The organism is Terasakiella sp. 4MB5A (genome assembly GCF_050058155.1).
Lineage (GTDB): Bacteria > Pseudomonadota > Alphaproteobacteria > Rhodospirillales > Terasakiellaceae > Terasakiella > Terasakiella halodenitrificans.
On the sequence record NZ_CP188815.1, the window covers coordinates 2977697 to 3002340 of the forward strand.

Consider the following 24644-nt stretch of genomic DNA (forward strand, 5'->3'; position numbering starts at 1 on the left):
CTTATTTATTTAATTCCTGTATGGCCTGATCGATCCCTTCCAGGGTCAGGCCATACATACGATCAGACATGAGTTGTTTCATCATTTGAATGGACATGGTGTGGCGCCACCAATTTTGCGGCACAGGGTTAATCCAGACGGCATGGGGATACACATCTAAAATTCGTTGCATCCAAACGGCGCCTGCTTCTTCGTTCCAATATTCCACCGCCCCACCGGGATAGGAAATTTCATAAGGACTCATAGACGCATCCCCAACAAAGATCACCTTATAATCGCTGGGATAGGTATGCAGCACGTCCCACAGGGCGATGGTATCATTGTGACGACGGCGGTTATCTTTCCACACCCCTTCATAAACGCAATTGTGGAAATAAAAATATTCCAAATGTTTGAATTCAGAACGGCACGCCGAAAACATTTCCTCACAAACCTTGATATGATCATCCATCGACCCACCCACATCAAAGAAAAGAAGCACTTTGACCGCATTGTGACGTTCTGCGACCATCTTGATATCCAAGAACCCCTTATGGGCTGTCGATTTGATCGTATCATCCAAATCAAGCTGGGTTTGTGCCCCACTGCGCGCGAATTTACGTAAACGACGCAAAGCAACTTTGATATTACGCGTCCCCAACTCAACCTGATCATCCAGATTTTTAAACTCCCGTTTATCCCACACCTTGACTGCACGACGATGACGAGATTCTTTTTGACCGATGCGCACCCCTTCCGGGTTATAGCCGTAGGCGCCAAACGGCGAAGTCCCCGCCGTCCCGATCCATTTACTGCCGCCTTGATGACGTTTTTTCTGCTCTTCCAGACGTTTTTTCAACGTCTCCATCAACTTATCCCATCCCCCTAATGATTGAATAAGCTGCTTTTCTTCTTCACTGAGGACTTTTTCCGCCAGTTTGCGCAACCATTCTTCCGGGATATCATGGGTCTCGCCCTCAACAGGTTCCAGCCCTTTAAACACATGACCAAAAACCCGGTCAAATTTATCTAAATGGCGTTCATCCTTGATCAGGGCTGCGCGTGATAGATAATAAAAATCCTCAATCGAATATTCAGCGACACCCTTATCCATTGCTTCCATCAGCAACAGATATTCTTTTAACGAAACCGGCACCTTGGCTTGTTTTAATTCGAAAAAGAGGTTGAGAAACATGGCTTAATCTTTCACCAGTTCTTTTTCCATGAATAGACTAAGCGGATCGAGTTGATACTCCCCAAACGGGCCAATTTCAACAAACCCGGCATTGCGATAAAGCCCAATGGCTTCGGGTTGGGACACGCCCGTTTCCAATCTCAGGCAGGGCAGCTTGAACTGACGCGCCGCCATTTCCAAAACCATTAATAATTCGCGTCCCAAGCCCGTTCCGCGTGTCTCTGGTAAAACAAACATACGCTTGATTTCACCATAACCGGGATAACTGACAATCGCGCCACACCCGACGACCTCGTCATTTTCCACCCTACGGGCGACAAAAAAATGGGTTCGATCATTAATCAGATCGGCAACATCCAGCAAATGATTGCTTTCTGCCGGATATAATTTTTCATGATAGCGATCACTTAAATCCAACAAGACCTTAACGTCGGCTTGATCCGGGCTTTCCAACGCGATTTCATACATGATCTATTCTTTCTCTTTTTCCAGACGGATAGGTACAACGCCTTTGACGTGGATATCACTTTGCGGATAGGGGAAGACCACGCCCTGTTCATGGAACTTGTCCCAAATGCGCAACAGAACTTCCGAACGCACATTTCCCAAACCATTATGAGCATCGTTTACCCAGAAACGCAGTTCGATATTGACCGAGCTATCGCCAAATTCACGCAAAAGACACCGCGGGGCAGGTTCTTTTACAATGCGTTCAATTTCTTCTGCGGCTTCTTCGCACAACTTCATCGCCAATTTAAGATCTGCGGAATAATCCACCCCAACCATCGCTTTTTGCCGCACGTTGGTATCGGAAAAAGACCAGTTTTCCACGCGTTGCGTAATCAGTTCCTCGTTCGGGATCAAATGTTCTGTACCATCGCGCGTAATTACCGACACATAACGACCGCCCAGCTTATCAATGCGCCCATACGTACTGCCAAGGGCAATGACATCGCCGGGTTTTACAGACCGATCCAGCAACAAAATAACGCCACTGACTAAGTTGGCCGCCACTTTCTGCAACCCAAACCCCAAGCCGATACCAATGGCACCAGAAAAGACCGCCAAGGCCGTTAAGTCGATCCCCATCGCATCCAGCGCAATCAAAACGCCCAGAATAATGAGGATAACGCGCATGAACTTTTTCAGCAGGACTTTGGCGGACGGGGTAATATTGCGCAAACTGTCGATACGTCGCTTCAACACCCCTTCCAGCAAGGTAAACAGCCAAAACAGAATAGCAATGGCAATAACGCCTTTGACCAATCCAAGGATTGAGAACCGCATCTCGCCAAAACTGAAAGACAAGCTATCCAAGAAGGCCGTCGTCACATCCAGCAGGCCGACAATGTTCAGGGCAGCGACCGACCACGCCGCAATGCTGACAAAACGTGACCAGCCTTCATCATGTATAAAGGCAGAAGCAAATCGAATAACCACCCATGCATTCAGCAGGCTGACCACCAGATTTACAATATGAAACCCCTGCCCCAAGGTCCGTAAAGCAAACAGACTGAACCACAGAACAATCAGAAAGAACAGAGGCACGACAAGGGGGCGCAAGACCTCATGCATCGGATGTTCAAAACGCTTCACAGCTTTGGGCAAGCGTATGGCTTCAACGCCGCGCACCATCTTGGACTGCAATAGGTTACCGACAATAAACACACCAACCAGCACTGCAATTTGCTTGGCACTATCCCAGACCAGCACATGTTCCAACACCCACTGGTGCACCATGGCGATCAGTTCAAATATCTGGTCTTGATATGGAATATTGTCCCACACGTTTTATAGTCCCCTTAGCAAATCCCGAGCACCCAAACTTAGGTTGCAACGACGCATTTGCGCCAAATAAATATGTTAGAGCATAACACATAATTCAAATTAAAAGAGACATGCTCTAAGCATCCCGCCGTGCCATAAAGGCGAGACGTTCAAACAAATGAATATCCTGTTCGTTTTTCAATAAGGCACCATGCAACGGTGGAATAACTTTTTTTCCATCCGTACTGCGTAAAGCTTCCGGCGGAATATCTTCCACCATCAACAGCTTAATCCAATCCAGCAATTCAGACGTTGACGGTTTTTTCTTCAATCCCGGTACATCGCGTAAATCATAAAACGCGTTTAGGGCCTCACTCACCAATCGTTTTTGCAATCCCGGATAATGTACATCGACGATTTCTGCCATCGTTTCTTTGTCAGGAAATCGGATGTAGTGGAAGAAACAACGGCGCAAAAACGCATCTGGCAATTCTTTTTCATTATTGGACGTAATGACGATGACCGGGCGATTGCGCGCACTGATCGTTTCTTTTGTTTCATAAACATGAAACTGCATACGATCGAGTTCCAGCAACAAATCATTTGGAAACTCAATATCGGCTTTATCAATTTCATCAATCAACAGGACCGGGCGCTGTTCGCTTTCAAAGGCTTCCCACAATTTGCCACGCACGATGTAATTGGCAATATCATGCACACGTTCATCCCCCAATTGGGAATCACGCAAACGAGACACTGCATCATATTCATACAAACCCTGCTGTGCCTTCGTCGTAGATTTGACATGCCATTCGATCAAAGGCGCATTTAACGCTTTTGAAATTTCATGGGCCAAAACGGTTTTACCCGTTCCCGGTTCCCCTTTCACCAAAAGAGGGCGTTCTAAATTAATCGCCGCATTCACTGCAACGCGCAGGTCATCGGTCGCAACGTAATTGTCTGTGCCTGTAAAGCTCATTCCCAAAACCTAAATGATTGGATACCTAACAACTAAGGTACGGTACGCAGGACAATCATTCAAGTCATTGCGAAGGGAACAATCATTTTTAAACTGGTTTCTGAAAAGTTTCACGCGCGTGCATCACCGCTTTGCGCCCGACACAATCCAATGCATGATCATTCACAAGCCCCATTGCCTGCATAAATGAATAAACCGTTGTAGGACCAACAAATTTCCAACCCCGTTTTTTCAATTCCTTGGATAAGGTTATGGATTGTGTAGATGTCGATGCACTTTGCGGGACAAAGTCATCATCCGCCAACATTTCAAATTGCCAAAAATAAGCGGCGAGCGAACCTGCCTCCCCCACCAGTTCCTGTGCACGTTTGGCATTGTTGATCACGGCTTCTATTTTTCCACGATGTCGAATAATCCCAGCATCTTGAAGTAAACGTTCCACATCCTGATGATCAAATTTCGCCATTTTATTAAAATCAAACCCTGCAAATGCCTGACGAAAATTTTCCCGTTTGGCCAGGATCGTGCGCCAACTCAAACCGGATTGAAAACTTTCCAGACACAGTTTTTCAAATAAGCGAATATCATCATCAACGGGAAAGCCCCATTCACGGTCATGATAATCAATAAACTCTGTCGTTTGCGCACACCAACCACATCTAACCAGACCATCCGGCCCTGTCATGGTCTTACTCATAACCAGAGCCTCCCTTTAAAAACGAAAGTCGTTCATCCAGACGTGCCGGTTCAACCTCAATAATTTCACTCTGTACGATATCTTCGACAACAAACGGGTCCTGTTTCACCCGCGTTTCCAAATCCGTTAAAGTGATATTTTGTGCCAAGATCATACCGCCAGATGCAGGTTTTATACTGCCAACAAGAACAAAAATATTGTCATCAAAACCTTGTGATATCCAACGCTTATGAGCATCCATAAATTGCCCGGCCTTCGTTTTATGATTGGAAAACTTCAAAAGAACAATAAACATTAGACCTTTTCCTTTTGTGTTTTTTCTACAACCTGCGCCGCCCAATTGAGCATCATATCAACCTCTTTCCTGATCAGAGCTTCATCTTGAAATACTGTTGCCAAAGTTGCAGCCCCCTGACTTCGCCCTAAAATATGTAACGCAAATTCATCCGACTTCTCGCCACAGCCCAAGGCGCGAAACTGTTGTGACAACCAATCTTGAAACAGGATAAACAACTGTTTTGCGCGATCTTGTCGGTTATGGTCCAATTTTGCCAATTCGTTGCTGAGCGTTCCCAAGGGGCAGCCGTAAAGTTTGATTTTTGCCATATTCGCAATCAGGATATGGCAAAAACATGCAATACGCGCCATTGGGGTACCCCCTTCACCTTGCCACCGATCAAGCAAGGTTCGGGTACGGGCCATTCGTAAATCAATCACCGCATCTAAAATGTCGTCTTTTGTTTTGAAATGATAATAAAAATTCCCCCGCGATAATCCAACAGCAGCCGCAATATCGTGGAATGAAGTGTGTTCAAAACCATTGCGATAAAACAGATCATCTGCGGCTTCGATAATGCACTCTTTTGTTTTTTTCTTTGCCATTACTCACTCTAGGTCAATTGTCCTAGTTTTGATTATAGGACAATTGACCTAGAGATCAAGCCCGCAATTGCGAAAATAAAAGCCCGAAATATGGTGAAACGCAAAACACATTGATGCGAATGCAAATAATTCGCATATTGACGAAAATCCTCTGACTTTGAATAATCCGACACACAAATTGCTCTCATTACTTGAGGGGCAAAATTAGATTTTATCCCCTTATAGAGGGTAATGCCAAAAGTCATTCGGTTGCTCCATATTTTTTCAGATTGCAGGCTCATTGCCCTCATATGGATCACACGTTCGGCTTTTGATATTAAGGTGGAGCATAGAATGTTTAAAAAGATACAAGCCGAAAGTATTCGTGGCACCAAATCGTTGAAGATCTTGTTGCTCTGCGGAACATTCCTGACAATGGCGGGTACAACGACAGCAACACATGCAAACGAGACTGCACAAGAAACTGTACTTGAACCCTTGATTGTGCAGGGGGCCAGCTACGAAACAGAAGGCACAGGCAGTTACACAAGTAATCTCGTCAGTGTGGGCGAAAAAGATGTTTTAACTGTTCGTGAAATCCCCCAATCAACCCATGTGATTACGCGTGATCGACTGGAAGATGGTGGCTATACATCACTGGATACGGCCTTACGCAAAACGCCGGGAATTGTGGTTTTGTCAAATGATGACGGGCGATCCAGTATTTTTTCACGCGGTTTTGAATATGATAACCTCTATTTCAACGGCTTGGCGGCACCGCTTTCCAGTATCTATGGCACACAACCCGACATGGCCATTGTCGATCACGTAGAAATCTTGCGTGGCCCGCAGGGACTTTATGGGGGAACAGGGGAACCCACCGGCACAATCAACATGCGCCTGAAACAAGCGCAAAAAGAATTTGGCGGTTCCGCATCGGTTTCTGCCGGATCGTGGGGGACTTATCGCGCCGATGCAGATATTACCGGCCCTCTCACCGAAAACGGTGCCCTACGGGGACGCCTTGTTGCTGCAAAATCTGAATCAGATGGTTGGGTTAAAGGCACCGACAATGGTGTCGAACTTGCGTACGGAACACTTCAAGCCGATATCACCGATGCAACAACCTTGACCTTTAGCCTGAACTATATGGGGCGCGATGTAAAACCGTTTAACGGTTTACCGACTTATGCCGATGGAACGCTTATCGACTTGCCAGTCGATACAACAACCGGATTTGATTGGAACGACTTTAACAACGATGTTAAAGACTACATCGTTGAACTTGAACACAAATTCAACGATGGCGGTCACGTCAAAACATCCTTGCGATATGCAGATCGTTCTGTTGATTTCCTCTATGGTTTCTCCCTCGATTCAGCCGACCCAGATGGTAAGGTTGACAGAATGCGCTGGTTGGCCCGTGATTTTGAAGAAGACTCACTCGCCGTAGATGCTCATATCAGCAAGCCCTTTGCCCTCATGGATATGGACGCCAACCTGATCATGGGACTGGATTACCGGGGGTATACCAGTGATATGAAACAAGGGTTGGCCAATATTAACGGTACATTCAATATCTTCAATTGGGATACGTCCGCTGTTGCAAAACCCAACGTCACCTATTCGACAGATCAAACCACAGACAGCAGTCAGTATGGTGGTTACAGTCAGTTTCGGATTTCCCCATTGGAACCACTTACGGTCATGGCGGGTGGACGTCTTTCCTGGTACGAGTCAGAAGTTACCAATAACCTGACAGGCGCCCGCACCAGTAAAGTCGATCTGGATGCCGAATTTACCCCTTATGTCGGGGCAACCTTTGATCTTAATGATAATTTTACGGCTTACGGATCTTACACGTCTATTTTTCAACCCCAGACAAAAACAAAAGTCGGTGGCGATATCATTGATCCCCGCACGGGCAACCAGTATGAGGTTGGTCTGAAAGGGTCTACACTGTCAAACGATCTAAACGGGTCTGTTGCCCTTTTCCGTCTTGAAGATAAAAACCGGGCGGTCGATGACCCTAACAACGCTGGTTTCTCCTTGGCACAAGGAAAAGTTCGTGTTCAAGGATTTGAAACAGAGCTCAGCGGCCGTCTTTTGCCCGGCTTGGACGTGTCTGCCGGTTATACCTTCACCACCACAAAAGACATGCAAACCGGAACAACATTCAGTTACTGGACCCCAAAACATATGGTCCAACTCTTCTCCAAATATGATTTGGGAACTCAATTTAACGAGATGGACGGTCTCAGTGCCGGGGGCAACCTCAAGTATTTTGACGACTTTGCCGCAATTTCAGGTGGACGCACAATCAACGCGCCCAGTTATACCGTGGTTGATGCTTTCCTGAACTACAAGCTGACCGAAGATGTAACTGCCATCTTCAACGTCGATAATGTTTTCGATAAAAAATATTATGAACGTGTCGGCTCAACAATGCTCTTCAACTTCTATGGCAAGCCAAGAACCTATGGCTTTAAGTTGAAGGCGGAGTTTTAAAATCATGAGACATTCCTTCACATTCGTCGCCATCAGTGCAGCCCTTCTCTACTTTCTCAACATTACAAATGCACCACGCGCACATGCAGAAGTTCAAACAGAAGGTGCCGCCGTCATCCTTGAAGGCGCAACCCAATATGAAATTCAATCCCCACACCTTGATCTCCCTTTAAAGATCTATGTATTAAAACCGAACGCATATGATCCCACACAAAGTTATCCCGTTTTATATGCTTTCGATGCAGATTTGACTTTAGGGTTAATGTCAACCATGAGCCAACAGGTTTCACGCATGGCCTTGCGCGCAAACCGCCGTCCGCCTATCGTCGTCACATTTGGGTATGGCGATACAAAACTGGCGTTGCAGCGCCGTATCTTCGACCTGACCCCTCATGCTGAAAAATACAATCTGCCGCAACGGCCCAATAGCCAACCTTGGCCTGCGCTCGGAGGGGGAGATAATTTCCTAAACATCCTGATTGAGGAAATCAAACCCTTTGTTGAAAGTCGTTACAATATCGATAAAGGGTTGGAAACATTATATGGGCACTCGTTAGGGGGGCTGTTAACGCTCCATGCTCTGATCACCAGACATGAACATTTTGACAAGTTTGTTGCCTCCAGCCCCTCACTTTGGTTCAACCCGCAAAAAACCATGCAAGGGCTAATCGCCTTCCATAACGATACTGGATCACCAGCCTCAAAACAAAAAATCCCTTTAAGGTTAAGTGTCGGGGGGCATGAGGAAAAATTGACACAATGGTCGCAACGCTACAGTAAAAATGTAGATATGCGGAAAGAATGGCTCCTGAAAAACAAAATGGTCCGTAATGCCAAAACACTTTATCAGGCGCTCCAACAAACAGATGGCAAAGTTGCAGTTGAATTCGAGATTTATGAAGGTCTGGAACATACACTGGCGGATGCACCTGCCTTTTTACGGGCCTTGCAATTTGCAACGGCTGACAAGATAAAATAACGCCACTTGCAATTAATATTAATTCTCATTATTATTTAAAGGAGGAAGTTTCACTTATTCTTTTCTTGTGAAAAGACGCCAGAGCCAGAACGCAAAGATGCTTATATGATTACGTCTTCAACTGATCTAAACAAATATGTGTCAAAAAGTGACCTTATCGAAAAAACAATCTATCGATCCATGTTCAGTATAACGCCTGTCATTCTTGAACAGGATAAAATGCTTCGGGGCAATATTGATTTTTTTAGATTGCAAGACGGTCTTTCCGTTCATTATTCGAACGCCAGCGATCTTCAGGATCTAGAAATTGTACGAGAGTGCCAGCCTCGGCTATGCCTTTCCCTTTTTCTTGAAGGCAATATCGAAGCCTATATCGGTGGCGACCCTATTCCCATGCCCACGTTCGATCAGGAAACCCAGTTATGGCAGCCTGTGGCTTCCATTTTCTCGCAACGCAAAACAGAATTTTTTAAACGTTATGCCAAACGTGGCAGTCATATAAAGAAAATTGTGATTTCCATCTCACATGATTGGCTTAAAAAATTCACCGGTGTTTCTTCTGAAATTGATAGCATCAAACAATTCGCAGACACGCATCTTGCGCGTAAAAACTGGATCCCCTCTCCACATGCCATTGCAATGGTGGAACAGATTATCGCTTCTGGCAGCATGCCCGAAATCCTGCGCATGCTTTATATCGAAAGCCGCGTCTTGACCTTGATTGAAGAAGCCTTTCGACAACTTATTGGCCATAGGGAACCGGATCGTCTTGGCAGTATGCGTCCACAGGACCGTGAACGTTTAAAAACCGTTGAACAATACTTAAAAAACCACCTTGGACATCAAGTTTCCACCAAGGAATTGGCAAATGTTGTCGGTGTCAGTATCAATTCATTGCAACGACTTCTTACAAAAACATACGGTATGTCTGCATCCAAATTCATTCGCACCTTTATGCTTGAAAAGGCACGTACCCTGATGGAACGTGACGGGATATCTATTGCCGAAGCCGCCTATCTCGCCGGATATAACAGCCCGGCAAACTTTGCCACCGCTTTCAAAAAATGCTTCGGCTTTTCCCCCAGTAACTTAAGCGACATTTAAATAGTTTATAACGCTCTTGCCCGCTTCATTTCATTCAGAATTTCGGCCAATTTCTTTATACCCGGTTCAATCTTGTTTTGCGGAATAGAAGAAAAACCCAAACGGAAATAATTTGATTTGATATTTGTCGCCATAAAGAAAATATCACCGGGTTCAATCAACACCCCTGTTTTTTCTGCCAAATCCGCCAATTCCTGCGATTTCAGCCAGTCTGGCCCCCTCACCCAACAGGAAGCCCCGCCCATAATGGCGTGAAAGGTCATATCCGGCATATGCTCTTTCAACGCACGAGTCATCACCTCGGCACGTTCTTTAAAAACCTGATTATGTTTGCGTTGCAGGCTATCGAAATAACCCAATGATAAAAACAGGGAAAAGGTACGTTGAATGAAAATTGCCGGATGACGCACCATAAGACGGCGCAACGCACGGACCTCACGTATCAAGCGTTTGGGGGGCAACGATGAAACCAAGGCGCAACCCCGGTGCCAAACTTTTAGAAAGGCTGCCGATATAGATCACGCGCCCTTCCTTATCCATGCTTTTTAACGCGGGATTTGGCATTTCATAAAAACTATTCTGGCTTTCATAATCATCTTCAATAATGACAAAATCATTTTGAGAAGCCATTTTCAGGAGTTTCTTGCGACGTTCCAACGGCATTGTAACCGTTGTCGGGCACTGATGGCTCGGGGTAACGAAAATATAGTCACATTTTGTGACATCTTCACTTAACATCAACCCGTTCATATCTACAGGCAAAGGAATTTTGTGCGGTGTACGCTGAGTCACAATGTTGCGAATATCAGGATAGCCGGGATCTTCAACCCCAAAAACAGTATCCTTTGACACAAGAACTTCTGCCAACAGATACAAGGCCTGTTGTGCCCCAACTGTAATCAGAATTTCATCCGGTTCTGCCCAAACGCCACGTCGAGGTAAAACCCGTTCACGAATTTGTTCAATCAGGGAACTGTCATCCCCACTAATCAAGTCCGGCGCCCAATCGCGAATTTCCATCACACTGAGCAATTTCATACAGCATTCACGCCAATTCGCCGTTGGAAACAGGTCTGCATCAAATTGCCCGTATAAGAACGGATAAGGGTATTTTTGCCAGTTTTCTTCTTTCACAATACTGCGTTGTTTAGAAGGGACAATTTTGAGACGCTGATCCCAATCCACAAATTGATCTTGCAGGACGGCTTCATCCTGATCAGCTAATTTTTCCGCTCCCAAATGCCCTTCCAGCACATCCGGGTTTACGTAATACCCACTGCGTTCACGCGCAACGATATAACCTTCATCCGAAAGCTGTTGATAAGCAAGAACGACCGTATTACGGCCCACCCCCAATTCTGTTGCGAGTTTTCGACTGGACACAATCGGCGTGTTTAGCGGCAACATACGGTCCAGAATAGCCGACACCATCATTTGCCGGATTTGTGCCTGCAAACTGGTTCCATCAGCCGCAAATTTTTCAAAAAACTGCTTCCACATTACGTCTGAAATACGTGTTGCCACTTCCTGTTCTCCAATCGGCAATATTGCGACTCTTTTTTAATTAAAATGCCAATATATATTTCAAGTCGATATAATAAATGTCAACTTTTGAAAAATAAAAATACTTTACACCATGTTTTTGTAATATTGCGTCGCATCATACTGGTTCCTTCATCTGGCCCCATCTGGTCCTAACAAAAAAAAATGAAACGCATAGAGTGAAAGCACAACAAGAGAAGACCAACGCTCAAAAATAAAACATACTAAGTATAACATGGAGGTTTCTATGAGTTTGGTTCGTAAGTTTTCCGTCGCTGCGTGTGTCGCCGCCAGCGTGATGGTATTTTCCGCTTCCGACAGTTTTGCAAAAACATTTAAAGTCGCAATCGGTGATGCCGCAGGCGGGACCCAGTGGGAGCTGGGAACAAAATTTGCCGAAGAAATGACCGCCCGTACAGGTGGAAAGCACAAGGTTAAACTATTCCCCAATGGCCAGCTTGGCAGCGAGCAGGATACTGTGAACGAAGCCGCCCTTGGGACGTTGGACTTTTCCATTCTGGCCATCAATAACGTCACCCCATTTTCACCAAGTGTCGGTGTCTTTACCCTACCCTACGTTATTCAAAGTCTCGATGAAGCTGTTCTATTGACCCAAGGCGAAGTGGGTCAGGAACTGGTTCAAAACACCATCCGGGATGCAGGTGTTCGTATTATCGGCTGGGCCTATTCAGGTTTTCGCGTTCTGACAAACTCCAAAAAACCGATCAAAACGGTTGCTGATCTAAAAGGGGTCACAGTGCGGGTTCCCAAAAACGAGATCATGCTTGATACCTATAAATCGTGGGGGATTAATGCAACCCCGATGGCGTGGTCTGAAACGTTCACCGCCCTTCAACAACAAGTCGTTGATGGTCAGGACAACCCCTACATCACAGTTCATGCCATGAAGTTTAACGAAGTGCAGAAATACATCACCAACATTCGTTATCTTTTCTCCATTGAACCGTTAATCGTCTCTGAATCCGTTTTTCAGGATTTATCTGACGATGAAAAGAAAGCCGTCCTCGCAGCCGGGAAAGCGGCCACCGATCACAGCGAAAAATTCCTGCGCGAACAGGAAGCAGCCATCAAGAAAGACCTGATTTCCAAAGGTATGGAAATTGTTGATCCTGCTGATAACGAAAAAGAATTCATCGATCTGGCAACTTCTGCCGTTTGGCCGAAATTCTATGACAGCATCGGTGGCAAAGACAAGCTTGACCACGTACTCAAAATCTTGGGCCGTTAACAGATTTAAAAAGGGCATCGCCCAATACGGGTCGATGCCCTTTTTCTATCTAAAACATGCCTATCTCTTTAACCGCGTGTCCTGATGGAGTTCAAAAATGCGCACTTTAATTTGGCGTTTCCTTGACAACATCGAAAGTTATATTTGCCGTGGATTGTTGAGCTTTTTCGTTATCCTGCTTTTCATCCAGATCCTTGCACGCGAAGTGTTCGGTTATTCCATTTCCTGGAGTGAAGAACTCGCAACCTACACCTTTGTCTGGTTCGTTTTCTTTGGCGCCAGTTATGCCGCCAAAATGTCGGCGCACAACCGCGTGACCTTTCAATTTAAGCTGTTGCCTAAATCAGCCGCAAAATGGATTGAAGCCTTCGCCGATCTTATCTGGATCACCTTCAACGCAGTTTTCATCTATCTCAGTTACGACTTTGTCTTCAATAAAATGAACCTGTTTTGGAAATCGCAAACTCTGGGTGTCCCTATGAAATACATCTATTTGGTTTTGCCGATTACATTCTCGCTCATGACTTTGCGTATCCTTCAGGTCAACTACTACAAACTGGTCAAGGGGATCAATATCAAAGACCCCGACAAGATCGAAGTTGACGCTCTTGATGATGACGATCTCAGCGCACAAAAGTAAAAATGGAAAATATCTGACATGGAAGCTTCAATTGTACTCGTCCTTTTCGGATCGTTCCTAACGCTTTTGCTAATCGGTGCGCCGATTACAGTTGCCCTGGGAACCTCCGCCCTTATTTCATTCCTCTACATCGACGAAAACCCGATCAAATTCGTCCAAATCGCCTTTACATCCGTCAGTTCCTTCCCCTTGATGGCCCTGCCTTCCTTTATTCTGGCGGGTGCCCTGATGGAAGCAGCAGGCATTTCCAAACGCCTTGTCACATTGGCAGAAAGTTTTGCCGGACCTTTTACCGGCGGGATGTCTGCGGCCACCGTACTGGCCTGTATGTTCTTTGGTGCGATTTCCGGTTCCGGCCCCGCCACCACCGCTGCTGTTGGCATGTTAATGATCCCGGCAATGGTCAAACGCGGCTATGAAAAAGGTTTTGCCTCTGCCATTACGGCCTCGTCCGGTGGATTGGGTGTGGTTATCCCCCCATCTATCCCGATGGTTATTTTCGGTATTTCCGCATTGGGCATGCGCCCACCGGCTGATGCTATTGAAAAATTCGGCCAGTTCCAATCGGTTTCCATCCCAAAAATGTTCATCGCGGGCTTTATTCCGGGATTGGTGATTTCCATCAGTTTGCTGATTATGAACTATTTCCTGTGTCGCCATTATGGTTACAAGGGAACGGCAAACGGCTGGTCACTTGGCAAAATCACAAAGGCTTTTAAAGACGGCTTTTGGTCCATGATGGCGCCGCTCGTCATTCTAGGTGGCATTTACACAGGCTTTTTCACACCAACAGAGGCCGCGATTGTTGCAATTTTCTACACCTTGTTTGTTGGCGTCTTTATCCACCGTGAACTGCGCATTCAGGATTTGTTTAATGGATTGGAAGCAACAACCTGGCTGACAGGCCGTGTCCTTCTTATCCTGTTTACCGCAACTGTTTTTGGTCGATTACTGGTCGAAAATCAAATTCCGGCGATTATTGCGCAGGCGCTTCTGAGTGCAACAGACAATATATATATTATCTGGATTGTTCTGATCGCTTTCCTGCTGTTTGTCGGTATGTTTATGGAAACGCTGGCGACGATTTTAATTCTGACCCCTGTTCTTTTGCCGATTGCATATAGTCTGGGAATTGACCCCATTCACTTCGGTATTGTCATGGTCTGTTGTCTTGCCATTGGTTTTCAGACACCGCCATTGGGGGAAAACCTGTTTGTTGCCTCGGGCATTTCCAACATCACGATTGAAGAGATCAGCCTGCGCGCCTTGCCGTTTGCCTTCACCTCAATCATTGCTGTTTTCATCATTGCCTTCTTCCCCGACCTGACACTTTGGCTACCTAGAGTCCTTGGTTATTAGCCAGACCCTCACCCCGCTGTCTTGCCCTTCAAGGCGGGGAGAGGTGCCCATTTTTATAGAAAGGATACTTAATAATGGATTGTACTGTAAGTAAGATTCTCTACTGTACGGATCTTTCCCAAAATGCCGTCTATGCCTTTAAGCATGCCACCTATCTGGCAAAAATGACTAAGGCGGAGATCCATATCCTGCATGTCGTCGTCGAACTGCCCAGCGATGCAAAAGTTGCCATCCAGTCTTATATGATCAGTTCTAAAGGCCGTCATGATTTACTGGAAGCACGTGAAGAAACCGCGCGTGCCCATCTAGATAAATGCCATGATGATTTTTTTAACGACCTTCCTGAAGAAGATCAGGCCGTACGCAAACAGATCAAGTCCATTAACGTTATTGAAGCTTACCCGGCAGAACAAATTCTAAAAAGTTCCGTCAAGCTCGGATGCGACCTGATTGTAATGGGGGCCCATGAAAAAGGGCTGACACATACGTTTCTTGGCAGTGTCGCCAAAAGTGTCCTGCGTCGATCACGCATTCCGACACTTATTGTCCCCTTACCCTAATTTCCATGAAAGGTCGGTTAAACCCGGCCTTTCCTTTATTTGTTTTCAACCTTTTTCGAACCATGTTGGGAAAGGAACAGGTTATGTCGTCTCAAAGTCCATCCCAAAGAACTTTTCGTTTTGGTATTGGTGCAAAACTATTGCTTTCGTTCAGCGGTCTTGCCGCGCTTAGCATTATCACGGCAGGCGTTTCGTGGAAAAGCCTCAGCGATGTCAACGAAAGCCAGTTTCAAGTCTTGGAACAGGACATTCCAACCATAAAATCCGCCCTTGAACTGTCGCGCGATAGCGTTGATTTAACAGGCGCTGCCCCCTTACTGTTTTCTTCCGGCACCATCCAACAAGGTGAACAGGTTTACGCCAAATTACAAACGGCACATCAGTCCCTTTCCCGCAAGATTAAACTTCTTGAAAACCAACTTCCCGATACGGCTGAAATTAGTGAGTTAAAAGACAGTCATGTCCGTATCTGGAACAATTTGGAAGAGGTAAACCGTCTTCTTGGTGTTCGCCTCGCCATGCGCAATGAACGTCAAAAAAACGCAGCCCTTATTTTAGATAGCCGTACCGCATTACAAACCCATATTAAACCGATTGCACAACGGGCCAAATCAACCCTGTTGTTCACCAATCTGGGTTGGGCTGATATGTTTGATGATGTTCAACAAGGTAACTCGAACATTGATATAGACGGTGCGACCCAAAAAAGCATCAGCGCCATGAACACGATGCAAGCCAGTCTGAACTTCAAGGCTGATGCAAACCTGTTGCTCAGCCATCTTTTAGAAGCCATGGAAAGTCAAACGCATGGCGAGATTTCAGAGATTAGAACGCGTTACCTGCAATCTTTGTCTTCTGTTGCAAATCAGTTGAACCAATTAAAAAAAGCCAAAGCCGATCTAACAAAACTGACTGAATTATATGATGTATTTGTCCAATTGGGTAAAGGTGAAAATAACGTTCTGCATAATCGGCAAAAAGAACTGGATACCAATCAACAGGCCCAAACATTGTTGGAAGAAAGTCGTGCAACCGCCCGTCAATTAAATACCCACGTGGAAGAGGTTGTCACCTTGGTCAATGCCAAACTGGACCAAAGTAAAACCACAAACAAGACATTGGCAGAACGCACCAACTATCTGTTGATTGGTCTTGCCCTGCTGTCCATCTGCATCACCGTTTTGGTCAGCTGGTTATATATCGGGCGCAACATCGTACATCGCTTGCACCTGCTCGCCCATGCCATGCGCGATATTTCCAACGGCAACTTGGATACCCGCATTCACCGTGATGGCAACGACGAACTGTCTGAAATGGGGAAAGCTTTGCGCATTTTGCGCGAAACAGCCAAAGAAGCCCGCGCCGCAGATCAACGTATGACTGATGAACGCACAGCCGCCGCCCGCCATAAACGCGAAAGTGAATTACAACTGGCTGATGATTTCGATAATTCCGTCGGCGGGTTTATGCAGCAACTGTCTAAAGTCAGCCAAGTGGTCAACCAGCATTCCAAAAACATGCACACCATCGCCGATCAGGTTCTCAAAGAAAGCCATCATGTGTCCGGCCTTGCCGATCAGGTCAGTGGATATATGAACGGTGCAGCCTCTGCCACCGAAGAGCTCAGCAGTTCCATTCAGGAAATCAGCCGACAAGTGGCCCAATCCACACAAATTTCAGGCGATGCCGTTCTGGAAGCCCAGAACATGCACGATGTCATGCAATCCTTGTATCACGGCTCGCAAAAAATCGGTGATGTCGTCAATTTGATCAACAATATTGCCGATCAAACCAACCTCTTGGCCCTCAACGCCACTATTGAAGCCGCACGCGCAGGCGAAGCAGGAAAAGGGTTCGCCGTTGTTGCATCCGAGGTCAAAACCCTGGCCACACAAACAACATCAGCAACACAGGATATCGCCAGCCTGATTGCCGCCATTCAAGGTGAAGTCAATACAGCGGTTCAGGCCAATGCCGGGATAACCCAAACCATTCGCCAAATTGATGAAATTTCCACCAGTATTTCCAGCGCAGTGGAACAACAAGGCGCCGCCACCCGCGAAATCAGTCACACCGTTCAGGATGCCGCCCAAGGCAGTCAGCAAATTTCATCCAGCATTGAAAGTGTCGCGCATATCTCCACCCAATCTGGAGACGCGGCCACCACATTATTAAATGTTGCGGGTGAGCTGGGGGACACGACATCGGACCTCACCTGCGAGGTCGAAGATTTTCTGAAAAAGATAAGACAATAATTTTACACACAGGAGAATAATATAAATGGAAACGTACTGGCTTAAAATTCATCTCGCCTTCTTGGCACTCAGTCTCTTCCTTTTCTTTGGACGTTCCGTGCTAAGTTTCACCCGTCCGTCCCTCACCAATCACAAAATCATCCTGTTGCTGACCTTAGTCAGTATGGTGATGGTTGTTGTCAGTGCTGCCTTTCTCGCACAAGCAACGACATTGCCCGGCAACTGGATCACCGAAAAAGTCATTGGACTGATCCTTTATATCGGTTTGGGGTTAATCGCCTTGAAACCCACAACATTCCCCCTGCCCCGTGTGATATTCTGCAGCTTGAGCATCGCAGCTTTTCTGGCAACTTTCATCATTGCTAAATCCCATACCCCGTTTATCCTTTAAATAAACAAAAGGCCTGCCCTCATCACAAGGAGCAGGCCTTCTTAAATACGATGCATATCTTATCAACTGTTCAAAAACATTTTGATATTGCGGATCGCTTGGCGCAGACGTTGGGTGTTTTCCACCAATCCGATGCGCACATGGCCATTTCCATGTTCGCCAAACCCGACACCTGGGGCAACGGCAACTTTAGCTTCGCGTAACAGCTGTTTTGAAAATTCCAATGAACCAAGATGGGCAAATTTATCCGGAATGGGTGCCCAAGCAAACATTCCAGCCTCGGGTGCCGGAATATCCCAGCCAGCCGCCGCCAATCCATTGATCAAGACATCCCGGCGTTCTTTATAGGTTTGGCGAATTTCTTCCACACAATCTTGCGGACCGTTCAAAGCAGCGATCGCCGCCACCTGAACCGGGGTAAACGCCCCATAATCGAGATAAGATTTTATTCGCGTCAACGCCCCAACCAGTTTTTTGTTCCCCGCTGCAAAGCCAATCCGCCAACCCGGCATATTGTAGGTCTTGCTCATGGACGTAAATTCAATGGCCATATCTTTGGCGCCTTTGACCTGCAAAACAGACGGTGGCGGTGTCTCGTTGTAATAGATTTCAGAATAGGCAAGGTCAGATAAAATCCAGATACCATGAAAACGACAGAAATCAACAACTTGTTCGTAAAACTCAAGGCTGGCCAATTCTGCTGTCGGGTTGTTGGGATAGTTTAAAATCAACACGGTTGGCTTGGGTACCGAATGTTTGACCGCCCGTTCCAAGGCTTCAAAAAACGTTTGATCCGGCGTGATGGGAATATTGCGCACCGACGCACCGGACATAATAAAACCAAAAGGATGGATCGGATAACTGGGGTTTGGCACCAGCATCACATCACCGGGGGCAGAAATGGCGCTTGCCAGATTTGCCAATCCTTCCTTGGACCCCAAGGTCACAATATTTTCGCTGTCCGGGTCAATCTCCACCCCAAAACGACGCATGTAATAATGGGCATGAGCTTTGCGTAACCCTGAAATCCCACGCGAATTCGAATAACGATGGGTACGCGGATCGGCAACCGTTTCAATCAGTTTATCCACAATATGCTGAGGGGTCGGACGATCCGGATTTCCCATCGCCAGATCAATAATATCTTCCCCGGCTGCACGTGCCGGAATTTTGAGCGCATCGACTTCGGCAAAGACATAAGGGGGGAGACGCCTGACATTATGAAATTCCTGATCCATTTTATTTTTCCTTAACTATAAAGGCCCCCACCGGGCAATTTCTCCGATGGGTTCTCACTTTCCTGTTTATTTGACGACGGTACTTTATCTGTCAGGATTTGTTCTTTCTTTTGTTTTAAAGAATTATCCGTTGCAGGTTGTTCCGTTTCTTTTTTATCATCACTCATGTTGCTTTCTCCCGTTTAGAGGACATAAAGGATACCCAACAGTACCCAAATGGCGATAAAGGCTGTTTGCGCGATCATCAGGGCAACCGGACCGAAGCCGACCTCAACCAAAGATTTCATGGATGTTTTAATGCCCAGCGCTGAAATCGCTGTCACCAGACACCAGCCGGACGCTGTAATCAAAGGTTCCTGAACCGACGTCGGCACATACCCCATCGTGTTAAAGAAAACGAGGATACAAAACCCGATAACAAAGAATGGAACCGGTAATTTACCGCTGTCGACTTCCACGTCATCTTGCTTTGACGCCCAGATTTTAAAACCAACACCCAAAACAAAAACCACCGGTACCAACAAGGCAACACGAAACAGCTTGGTGATTGTTGAGATATCCCCCGTTGCATCAGACAGGCCATACCCGGCCCCGACAACCTGCGCAACATCATGGATGGTGCCCCCTAAAAACAGGCCAGCCTGTTCTGGCGTTAAATCCAATGCCGTGCAGATAATCGGATAGGCAATCATAGCAATGGTAGACAGGGTCGTAACCGTTAAAACAGCAAAAATGGTATTGCGTTCCTGCCGATCCGATTTTGGCATGATGGATGAAATCGCCAAAGCCGCAGAGGCCCCGCAAATACCGACCGCACCGCCACTTAAAATCCCGAAACGAACGGTCCGTCCCATCAATTTATTCATCAGCGCACCAAAGATAATCGTCAGAAAGACACCGCCGGCGACCCACAGGATAGGGGCGAGCCCCAATCCAACTACTTGATCCACGGTAATGCGTAATCCCAACAAGGCGACACCTGTGCGCAGAACAATTTTCGCACCCGATTCAATACCGGGTTTACAGGCAGCATCTTCCATCAAAAAATGCAGCGCCATCCCCAGTAATAAGGCAAATAACATTTGCGGTGCGCCATAATGTTCAGACAAAAATTTCGCAGCCGCCGCGACAATCAGACAAATCGCCAACCCCGGAAACAGACGGGTGACTTTGCTTAAGAAATTCATTTCAGCTTTCATGGTCGTTTCAGTCATTGTTTTTTCTCTTTTTATCGCGAAGGTATTAAACTTCTTCTTTGTTTTGCGCCTGTGCCTGCACGACAGTCACCGCAATCATGCGATAAACCGCGTCACTGTCACAACCGCGCGACAAATCATTCGCTGGCTTAGCAAGTCCTTGTAAAATTGGGCCTATCGCTTTGGCTTTTCCGATACGCTCGGCCATTTTGTAGCCAATATTCCCCGCCTCAAGGTCCGGGAAGATTAAAACATTGGCATGACCGGCAACGTCGGAACCCGGTGCTTTGCTTGCGCTCACACTCGGAACGATCGAGGCATCAAGCTGCAAATCCCCATCCACATGCAGATCAGGGCGCAATGCCTTGATACGATCTGCAGCATGGTTCACCTTGTCTACATGCGGATGGGTTGCACTTCCTTTCGTTGAGAAAGAAAGCATGGCAATGCGAGGCTCAAGTGCCAGCAGAGTCGATGCACTATCTGCCGCCGCAATGCCGATTTGCGTGAGTTCCTCTTCACTGGGGGTCACAACAAGACCACAGTCGGCGAAGACCAAGGCCCCCTTCATATCGTGAAAAGGCTCACACAACATCATGATGAAGAAACTGGAAATCATGGAATAACGCGGATCCACACCAATGATTTGGATCGCAGAACGCACCACATCCGCCGTCGTCAGCTGCGCACCGGCAACCGAACCGTCCGCAAACCCCAAACGCACCATTAAGTTGGCAAAATTCTGCGGTTTTTGGATTTCCAAACGGGCTTTTTCTTCAGTCATCCCTTTATGTTTGCGCAAAGAAACCAGTTCCTGCACAAAAAGTTCTTCGTATTTGGAAGCCTGCGGGTCTGTAATCTGAACCCGGCCATCCTCTAAAATATCTTCGGAGATCTGCGAAAGAATATTTTCTTTATGACCTAACAAGGTCACATAGGCCAAACCGCCACGAACGGCACGCAACGCACCTTCGATTACACGCGGGTCTTCCCCTTCCGCCAGAACGATATATTTTGGGTTGTTTTTGGCTCTGGCCACCAGATCATCAAACGGTTTCATTTTCGGCTTCCCTGTTTTCTTTATGTCTTGCCTAAATCAAACCAGCCAAAGGACTGGACGGATCGGCATATTTCTTTTTGGGCATACGTCCCGCCAGATACGCATCCCGTCCGGCAAGAACCGCATGTTTCATAGCATTCGCCATACGCACAGGATCTTGGGCTTCGGCAATAGCTGTATTCATAATCACGGCATCACAGCCCAATTCCATGGCTTGTGCAGCGTCAGAAGCCGTGCCGATCCCGGCATCAACAATCACAGGCACATTTGCATTTTCTTTGATAATACGCAGGTTCACCGGGTTCAAAATCCCCAGTCCCGAACCAATAGGGGCCGCCAGCGGCATGATGGCACAGGCGCCTTCTTCTTCCAGTGCCTTGCAGAAATTAGGATCGTCCGAACAATAGACCATCACATCAAACCCTTCCTTGATCAGCACTTTCAGGGTTTCAAGTGTTTCCGGCATACGGGGATAAAGCGTCTTGGGATCGCCCAATATTTCCAGCTTCACCAAATCCCAACCACCAATTTCGCGCGCCAGACGCAAGGTCCGCAACGCATCATCAGCCGTAAAACACCCTGCCGTGTTGGGCATAAACGTGTATTTGTTGGGATCAAGATAATCCATTAACAACGGCTCATCGGTTTGCGTCAAATTCACGCGACGCACGGCCACCGTAATAATTTCACATTCAGAAGCTTCGACCGCTTCTGCATTCAATTTATAAGTTTCGTATTTTCCGGTTCCGGTGATTAAACGGCTTTTGAAACGCCGTCCGGCAACGACAAAGTCTTCATCCGGTGTCGTGTCTGATATGGTTGACGTTTCCGTATGATCGCCCCCACCAATAATACGCACGACTTCCAGCTTATCGCCATCACATAAATTCAGGGTGTCATATTGGGATTTCGGCACAATTTCCAAGTTCCGTTCAACGGCAACCCGGCCAGCCTGATAACCGATATGATCCAGCATCTCAGTAACATTCAAGGATGTCTCAAACGAAGTTTCCTGCCCGTTAATAGTGATTTTCATTTCTTTTTCCTCTGCTGTTGAAAAAGGGCCCTTGCGGTTTCGATCCAATGGATCAACGTCGAAAGAAACCGCAAGGGGAGGCGAACCTCACGAGGTGGTAGGGAGACCAGCCGGGAGAATGTCCGACCCCGGCTGGCGGGCTTTGGGAGAAATGAACTCATTCCCCAAATTTGGTGTTAGACGGCCCCTTTTTGCGGGCGCATGTCCGACTTGTTGACACCGGCAACCGCCACTGGCGCTTTCATGGCATCACGACGGAACGGCTCCCCCAGTTCCTGATTGAGCAGAACTTCAATGAGGGTGGTTTCGCCTTTGGCCTGATCTTCGCAAGATTGCTTGATCGCAGCGGTCAGTTCTTCCGGTGTGCTGACTTGAACACCTTTCAGACCACAGCCTTCCGCCACTTTTGCGTAATTCATATTGCGGTTAAGCTCAGTTCCAACAAAGTTATTGTCATACCACAAGGTCGTATTGCGTTTTTCGGCACCCCATTGATAATTCCGGAAAATGACCATCGTAATCCCCGGCCATTCTTCACGACCACAAGATGACATCTCGTTCATAGAAATTCCGAATGCTCCATCCCCGGCAAAACCGATAACCGGCGTATCCGGTTGACCGATTTTGGCCCCTAAAATGGCAGGGAAACCATAGCCACACGGACCAAAAAGACCCGGTGCCAGATATTTACGACCCTTTTCGAAAGTTGGATAAGCGTTCCCAATCGCGCAGTTGTTGCCGATATCAGATGAAATGATCACCTCTTGCGGCATACCGGCCTGAATCGCACGCCATGCCTGACGCGGCGACATGAGACCTGAATCACGCTTGCGGGCTTCGGCATTCCAAACAGTACCCGGATCATCTTCTTCATGGTCCAGACTGGACAACTCCTGCGCCCAGGCCGATTTGGTCTGGTGGATCAGGGCAACACGGTCTTCACGTCCTGCATTCCCGGCGGTTTCTAACAATTGTGCCAAAATCTGTTCCGCAACCAGTTTCGCATCACCCTGAATGCCAACGGCGACTTTCTTGGTCAAACCGATCCGGTCGGAATTGATATCAACCTGAATGACTTTTGCATCTTGCGGCCAATAATCAATGCCATAACCCGGCAGCGTGGAAAACGGGTTCAAGCGGGTACCCAACGCCAAAATCACATCGGCCTTGGCAATCAACTGCATAGCGGCTTTTGATCCGTTATACCCCAACGGCCCAACAGACAGGCGGTGGCTCCCTGGGAAGGCATCGTTATGTTGATAGCCGCAACAAACCGGGGCATCCAGTCGTTCCGCCAACCTTTTAGACGCTTCAATCGCATCACCGATCACAACACCGGCGCCATTCAAGATCACCGGGAACTTGGCTTCGGACAAAATTTTTGCGGCTTCGCTTACGGCCTGAACACCACCAGCAGGACGTTCCAGACGAACGATTTGTGGCAGGTCCACATCAATCACCTGTGTCCAGAAATCACGCGGTACGTTGATTTGCGCCGGGGCTGATCCCCGAATTGCTTTTTCAATTACGCGGTTCAGCACTTCAGGGATACGGGAGGCATCACGCACTTCTTCTTGGTAACAAACGCAATCAGCAAACATACGCATTTGTTCCACTTCCTGAAAACCACCTTGGCCGATGGTCTTGTTCGCAGCTTGCGGGGTCACCAGCAACATGGGCGTATGGTTCCAATAGGCCGTTTTGATCGGGGTCACAAAACCTGTAATCCCCGGCCCATTTTGCGCAATTGCCATAGCCATTTTGCCGGTTACACGGGTGTACCCATCACAAATCAAACCGGCATTGGTTTCATGGGCACAATCCCAAAATGTGATACCCGCTTCGGGGAACAGGTCTGAAATCGGCATCATGGCAGAACCGATAATCCCGAACCCATGTTCAATCCCATGCATTTGCAGAACTTTAATGAACGCTTCTTCTGTTGTCATTTTTACCATGACTCAATATTCCTCTCACTGTGTAGGGGGGTCGTTTATTCCAGACGCACTTCACCTGTGAACGCCTGATTTCGTTTAAATTTTCAATCGG

At 47.0% G+C, this 24644-nt stretch carries 24 protein-coding genes; 9 read left to right on the forward strand and 15 right to left on the reverse strand.

The features are described 5' to 3' along the window. Nucleotide 1: 1 nt before the first annotated feature. The 7 genes from ACI0FF_RS14050 to ACI0FF_RS14080 form a co-directional block, all read right to left on the reverse strand. Nucleotides 2–1174, reverse strand: a complete 1173-nt coding sequence (locus ACI0FF_RS14050) for a vWA domain-containing protein (RefSeq protein ID WP_419797423.1) — start codon at nucleotides 1172–1174, stop codon at nucleotides 2–4. Nucleotides 1175–1177: 3 nt separating this feature from the next. Then, a complete protein-coding gene (locus ACI0FF_RS14055) occupies nucleotides 1178–1642 on the reverse strand; it encodes a GNAT family N-acetyltransferase (RefSeq protein ID WP_417841277.1) in 465 nt (154 codons plus the stop codon). A 3-nt stretch (nucleotides 1643–1645) separates the two neighbouring features. Next, nucleotides 1646–2962, reverse strand: a complete 1317-nt coding sequence (locus ACI0FF_RS14060) for a mechanosensitive ion channel family protein (protein ID WP_417841276.1) — start codon at nucleotides 2960–2962, stop codon at nucleotides 1646–1648. Nucleotides 2963–3077: 115 nt separating this feature from the next. Further along, complete coding sequence (locus ACI0FF_RS14065) at nucleotides 3078–3920, reverse strand: AAA family ATPase (protein WP_188661833.1); 843 nt, start codon at nucleotides 3918–3920, stop codon at nucleotides 3078–3080. A gap of 88 nt (nucleotides 3921–4008) precedes the next feature. Next, the gene (locus tag ACI0FF_RS14070) at nucleotides 4009–4617 is read right to left on the reverse strand and encodes a DNA-3-methyladenine glycosylase I (RefSeq protein WP_419797424.1); all 609 of its coding nucleotides are present in this window, start codon (nucleotides 4615–4617) and stop codon (nucleotides 4009–4011) included. Next, nucleotides 4610–4912 carry a YciI family protein gene (locus ACI0FF_RS14075; RefSeq protein ID WP_417841274.1) on the reverse strand — a complete coding sequence of 101 codons (303 nt, stop codon included), beginning with the start codon at nucleotides 4910–4912 and terminating at the stop codon, nucleotides 4610–4612. Before ACI0FF_RS14075 ends, ACI0FF_RS14070 begins: the two co-directional genes overlap by 8 nt. Further along, nucleotides 4912–5499 (reverse strand): TetR/AcrR family transcriptional regulator, encoded by a 588-nt coding sequence (locus tag ACI0FF_RS14080; RefSeq protein ID WP_419797425.1) that lies wholly within the window; start codon nucleotides 5497–5499, stop codon nucleotides 4912–4914. Before ACI0FF_RS14080 ends, ACI0FF_RS14075 begins: the two co-directional genes overlap by 1 nt. 333 nt (nucleotides 5500–5832) lie before the next feature. Here ACI0FF_RS14080 and ACI0FF_RS14085 point away from each other — a divergent pair, with 333 nt between their 5' ends. From ACI0FF_RS14085 to ACI0FF_RS14095, 3 genes are all read left to right on the forward strand, one after another. Beyond that, complete coding sequence (locus tag ACI0FF_RS14085; protein WP_419797426.1) at nucleotides 5833–7986, forward strand: TonB-dependent siderophore receptor; 2154 nt, start codon at nucleotides 5833–5835, stop codon at nucleotides 7984–7986. Nucleotides 7987–7990: 4 nt separating this feature from the next. After that, nucleotides 7991–8965, forward strand: a complete 975-nt coding sequence (locus tag ACI0FF_RS14090; RefSeq protein WP_419797427.1) for an alpha/beta hydrolase — start codon at nucleotides 7991–7993, stop codon at nucleotides 8963–8965. A 105-nt stretch (nucleotides 8966–9070) separates the two neighbouring features. Further along, the gene (locus ACI0FF_RS14095; RefSeq protein ID WP_419797428.1) at nucleotides 9071–10069 is read left to right on the forward strand and encodes a helix-turn-helix domain-containing protein; all 999 of its coding nucleotides are present in this window, start codon (nucleotides 9071–9073) and stop codon (nucleotides 10067–10069) included. 5 nt (nucleotides 10070–10074) lie between these two features. On the opposite strand, the gene ACI0FF_RS14100 is transcribed toward ACI0FF_RS14095, so the two are convergent. Beyond that, nucleotides 10075–10530, reverse strand: a complete 456-nt coding sequence (locus ACI0FF_RS14100; RefSeq protein ID WP_419797429.1) for a hypothetical protein — start codon at nucleotides 10528–10530, stop codon at nucleotides 10075–10077. After that, the gene (locus ACI0FF_RS14105) at nucleotides 10505–11593 is read right to left on the reverse strand and encodes a PLP-dependent aminotransferase family protein (RefSeq protein ID WP_419797430.1); all 1089 of its coding nucleotides are present in this window, start codon (nucleotides 11591–11593) and stop codon (nucleotides 10505–10507) included. The genes ACI0FF_RS14100 and ACI0FF_RS14105 overlap by 26 nt, the downstream gene beginning before the upstream one ends. Nucleotides 11594–11858: 265 nt before the next feature. Between ACI0FF_RS14105 and ACI0FF_RS14110 the strand changes: the two genes are divergently transcribed. The 6 genes from ACI0FF_RS14110 (at nucleotide 11859) to ACI0FF_RS14135 (ending at nucleotide 18065) form a co-directional block, all read left to right on the forward strand. Beyond that, nucleotides 11859–12860 (forward strand): TRAP transporter substrate-binding protein, encoded by a 1002-nt coding sequence (locus ACI0FF_RS14110; protein WP_419797431.1) that lies wholly within the window; start codon nucleotides 11859–11861, stop codon nucleotides 12858–12860. A gap of 97 nt (nucleotides 12861–12957) precedes the next feature. Continuing rightward, the gene (locus tag ACI0FF_RS14115; protein WP_419797432.1) at nucleotides 12958–13500 is read left to right on the forward strand and encodes a TRAP transporter small permease; all 543 of its coding nucleotides are present in this window, start codon (nucleotides 12958–12960) and stop codon (nucleotides 13498–13500) included. 18 nt (nucleotides 13501–13518) lie between these two features. Beyond that, nucleotides 13519–14859 (forward strand): TRAP transporter large permease, encoded by a 1341-nt coding sequence (locus tag ACI0FF_RS14120; RefSeq protein WP_419797433.1) that lies wholly within the window; start codon nucleotides 13519–13521, stop codon nucleotides 14857–14859. A gap of 74 nt (nucleotides 14860–14933) precedes the next feature. Beyond that, a complete protein-coding gene (locus tag ACI0FF_RS14125) occupies nucleotides 14934–15419 on the forward strand; it encodes a universal stress protein (protein ID WP_419797434.1) in 486 nt (161 codons plus the stop codon). Nucleotides 15420–15502: 83 nt separating this feature from the next. After that, on the forward strand, nucleotides 15503–17674 hold the full coding sequence (locus ACI0FF_RS14130) for a methyl-accepting chemotaxis protein (protein ID WP_419797435.1): 2172 nt from the start codon (nucleotides 15503–15505) through the stop codon (nucleotides 17672–17674). Nucleotides 17675–17699: 25 nt separating this feature from the next. Next, nucleotides 17700–18065 (forward strand): SirB2 family protein, encoded by a 366-nt coding sequence (locus tag ACI0FF_RS14135; RefSeq protein ID WP_419797436.1) that lies wholly within the window; start codon nucleotides 17700–17702, stop codon nucleotides 18063–18065. Between the two features lie 62 nt (nucleotides 18066–18127). On the opposite strand, the gene ACI0FF_RS14140 is transcribed toward ACI0FF_RS14135, so the two are convergent. The 6 genes from ACI0FF_RS14140 to xsc all read right to left on the reverse strand — a co-directional run bounded on the left by ACI0FF_RS14140 (nucleotide 18128) and on the right by xsc (nucleotide 24553). Beyond that, complete coding sequence (locus tag ACI0FF_RS14140) at nucleotides 18128–19303, reverse strand: LL-diaminopimelate aminotransferase (protein ID WP_419797437.1); 1176 nt, start codon at nucleotides 19301–19303, stop codon at nucleotides 18128–18130. Between the two features lie 11 nt (nucleotides 19304–19314). Next, nucleotides 19315–19470 carry a hypothetical protein gene (locus ACI0FF_RS14145; RefSeq protein WP_419797438.1) on the reverse strand — a complete coding sequence of 52 codons (156 nt, stop codon included), beginning with the start codon at nucleotides 19468–19470 and terminating at the stop codon, nucleotides 19315–19317. Between the two features lie 15 nt (nucleotides 19471–19485). Further along, nucleotides 19486–20517: a YeiH family protein gene (locus ACI0FF_RS14150; protein WP_417841266.1), complete on the reverse strand. Its 1032-nt coding sequence runs from the start codon at nucleotides 20515–20517 to the stop codon at nucleotides 19486–19488. 28 nt (nucleotides 20518–20545) lie between these two features. Next, entirely contained in the window at nucleotides 20546–21559 is a 1014-nt protein-coding gene (pta, locus tag ACI0FF_RS14155; RefSeq protein ID WP_419797439.1) for a phosphate acetyltransferase, read from the reverse strand. A gap of 31 nt (nucleotides 21560–21590) precedes the next feature. Next, a complete protein-coding gene (gene thiS / locus ACI0FF_RS14160; RefSeq protein WP_426857466.1) occupies nucleotides 21591–22595 on the reverse strand; it encodes a sulfur carrier protein ThiS in 1005 nt (334 codons plus the stop codon). Nucleotides 22596–22771: 176 nt separating this feature from the next. Beyond that, nucleotides 22772–24553, reverse strand: coding sequence for a sulfoacetaldehyde acetyltransferase (xsc, locus tag ACI0FF_RS14165; RefSeq protein WP_419797440.1), 1782 nt, complete (start codon nucleotides 24551–24553; stop codon nucleotides 22772–22774). Nucleotides 24554–24644: the final 91 nt, after the last annotated feature.